Raw genomic sequence first — 2,437 nt, 5'->3', positions numbered from 1 at the left:
GGCCTCGATTCCGGCCTCGAGGCAGGCGAGGGCGACGTCGCGAGCCTCGGTCGACGCGAGGCGATCCCGGTCCGCGATCACGCTCCATCACCCGCGACCGTCCCCGCGGATCGGTCCATCTCGGTGCCGGTCGCGGTCGAGGGTGTCGTGGTCGAGGGTCTCGTGCTCGCCGTCGAAGTGATCATCACTGACGGCTTCGAACCCGCAGTTTGAGAGTCGAGTTTCAGATGGCTCATAGGCGAGCGATCGTCCGGAAAACGGTAAAACTAGGGGATTCGGACCGCAACGTGTGCCGTCTCGTCGCGCCGAGGGACAACCTGAAGCGATTCAGTCACTGGTCTACCACCGAAGACGATCGGGTGTTCGATGGCGGTCAGCGCGAGCGGCGGACATTTCGAGTTTCTGATATATGGACGGACGTTTCGAGTGACGGGCGAACCGCTTTGAACGTCCCCGCTGACGTTTCATCCATGATCGAAAGTGATCGAGACCTGTTCGTCCGCGAACTGCGCGAGCTCTATCACATCGAACGCGAACTCGAGGACCTCCAGTCGGGGCTCGCCGAGTCCGCGACCGACGAGGATCTCGAGGACTTTTTCATGGCCCACAGCGAGACCACGACGGAGCAACTGGGACGGCTCGAGCCGATCTTCGACGCGATCGAAGCCGAGCCCGCGCCGGTGGAGAACCCGGCGCTCGAGGGGTTGCGGACCGACCGCGAGGTGATCGTCGACGATCTGAACGATCCGGTGCTGGGTGATCTCGTCGAGACGGAACTGGGCCGGGGGATCGAACGCCTCGAGATCACGAAACTCGAGACGCTGCTGGCGCTGGCCGATCGGATGGCGCTGCCGGACGAGATCACCGATCCCCTCGAGCGAACCAAACGGGAGGCCGAGAACGGCCTCGAGCGGGCACAGGAACTGACGGTAGTCTAAACAATCAGCGGACGGACTATTTCCAGGGAGTCGTTTCAGCGATGATTCGGTAACGCAACTGGGATGTAGATCTGCAAATGTAGCGCTTCATCCTTTGTTCAACGGGTCAAATGCATAGTACACCACAGCCATCATAATACCCAACGAAACAGCATTTAGAATCCCAATATCGTTGAATATCGGGCTGACAACAAGCAGTCCTACCGCTGACCCTACACCGACGAGGAGAGCAAATCCACTGCGAGACATGGCCTGTGCCCACTCCTCAAGACGGATGTAGAACTGCGGAGTCTCCATCATATTTGCAATTGCTATTCAAGCACAAGAAGCCTACGTCCGAGAAACGCACTAGTATATTCGTCCGTGGGTTTTCCGCTCTATGCGCCGTCTGTACTTACCGCAGAGGATATCAAACCTATCATGTTCTAAGAGTTTCAACAGAGCCAAACGGCCGATTCGGTAACTACAGATGCGTACTGAACAATGATTACTGACGGCTACGAATAGTACACTATGTTTCCTGAACGCATCGAGACGGAACGCCTCCATCTCGAACGAATCTCACACGACACTGTCGATGTATTTGCCCTCCACGAGTTCTACAGTAATGGCGACGACACTGCGGAGATGTTCGAGTACTGGGACTCGAACCCCCACGAGACGGTGAAAGAGACGCACGACTACGTGGACGAAGCAGAACAACTGTGGAACGATAGGGAGGGTGCAAAATACGTGATACGGCCCTTGGAAGGCGAAGACGGTGCAGGTGCCATCGCTGGAACGACGGGCCTGTACCCCGACTGGGAGAAACGGTCTGCCAGCCTCGGTATCATCCTCGACAAACGATTTTGGGGGCGCGGGTATTCAGGTGAACGAGCCGATGCCATCCTCTCCGTCGCGTTTGACCGACTTGACCTTGAACTCGTCGTCGCCGCCCACGTTGGCGGGAACGAGAAGTCTCGACGAGCAATCGAAAGGTACGTTGAACGGTATGACGGCCAATACGAGGGGCTTTTGCGGAATTGGCATCCACAGGCAGATACCGTAGCCGATGTTCACAGATACACGATTTCACAAGAGGAGTATTTCGAGGCATCCGACCGCTAATTAGTTGTTCTATACTGAACGATTCGGTGAATAGTACCGCGAGCGGTCGAGAACCGTTCGAAGATGCAGTAGTCAGTCACGGGCGGCCTCGAGAACCGTCTCGCGATCCGCCGGCTCGGTGGCCGTCCACCACGCGATCCGGTCAATCTCGAGGGGACCATACGCCGAAACGAACGCGAGCCACTCGCAGGAGGCGATCGTCCGGCGGTTCGTCGACGCGTCGATCGGCGAGTCCTCGAGCTCGGCGTCGACGGCCGAGAGCAGCCGTTCGACCGTTGGATCCGGTCTGGGCGTGTCGACGCCGGCGAGCTGGCGCAAGTACTGAAACGTCGCGAGGCCGACGCCGGAGATCGAGCCGATCGGGTCCTCGTCGTAGCGGTAGTGGTCGGCCG

4 protein-coding genes and 1 pseudogene are annotated in these 2,437 nt (G+C 58.4%); 3 read left to right on the top strand and 2 right to left on the bottom strand.

Annotated elements, in window-relative coordinates:
• Nucleotides 1-213 (top strand): hypothetical protein (locus tag PGX04_RS24890; RefSeq protein WP_273740956.1); only part of this gene is annotated, 213 nt, incomplete at its 5' end.
• Nucleotides 214-470: 257 nt separating this feature from the next.
• Nucleotides 471-938: a YciE/YciF ferroxidase family protein gene (locus PGX04_RS24885; RefSeq protein ID WP_273740955.1), complete on the top strand. Its 468-nt coding sequence runs from the start codon at nucleotides 471-473 to the stop codon at nucleotides 936-938.
• An 87-nt stretch (nucleotides 939-1,025) separates the two neighbouring features.
• Here PGX04_RS24885 and PGX04_RS24880 read toward each other — a convergent pair whose 3' ends face one another.
• Entirely contained in the window at nucleotides 1,026-1,235 is a 210-nt protein-coding gene (locus tag PGX04_RS24880) for a hypothetical protein (protein WP_273740954.1), read from the bottom strand.
• Between the two features lie 216 nt (nucleotides 1,236-1,451).
• Between PGX04_RS24880 and PGX04_RS24875 the strand changes: the two genes are divergently transcribed.
• Nucleotides 1,452-2,045, top strand: a complete 594-nt coding sequence (locus PGX04_RS24875; protein ID WP_273740953.1) for a GNAT family N-acetyltransferase — start codon at nucleotides 1,452-1,454, stop codon at nucleotides 2,043-2,045.
• A 72-nt stretch (nucleotides 2,046-2,117) separates the two neighbouring features.
• Here PGX04_RS24875 and PGX04_RS24870 read toward each other — a convergent pair.
• Nucleotides 2,118-2,437, bottom strand: a pseudogene (locus PGX04_RS24870) (hypothetical protein); the annotation flags it as partial.

It is taken from the genome of Natrinema soli (assembly GCF_028618695.1).
Note: the sequence above shows the minus strand (reverse complement) of the source record. Positions and strands in the feature narration are given on the sequence as shown.

Bases quoted from the DNA above. Each gene is read 5' to 3' on its own strand.
- PGX04_RS24880 (WP_273740954.1), bottom strand. From the start codon at position 1,235: ATGGAGACTCCGCAGTTCTACATCCGTCTTGAGGAGTGGGCACAGGCC.
- PGX04_RS24875 (WP_273740953.1), top strand. From the start codon at position 1,452: ATGTTTCCTGAACGCATCGAGACGGAACGCCTCCATCTCGAACGAATC.
- PGX04_RS24885 (WP_273740955.1), top strand. From the start codon at position 471: ATGATCGAAAGTGATCGAGACCTGTTCGTCCGCGAACTGCGCGAGCTC.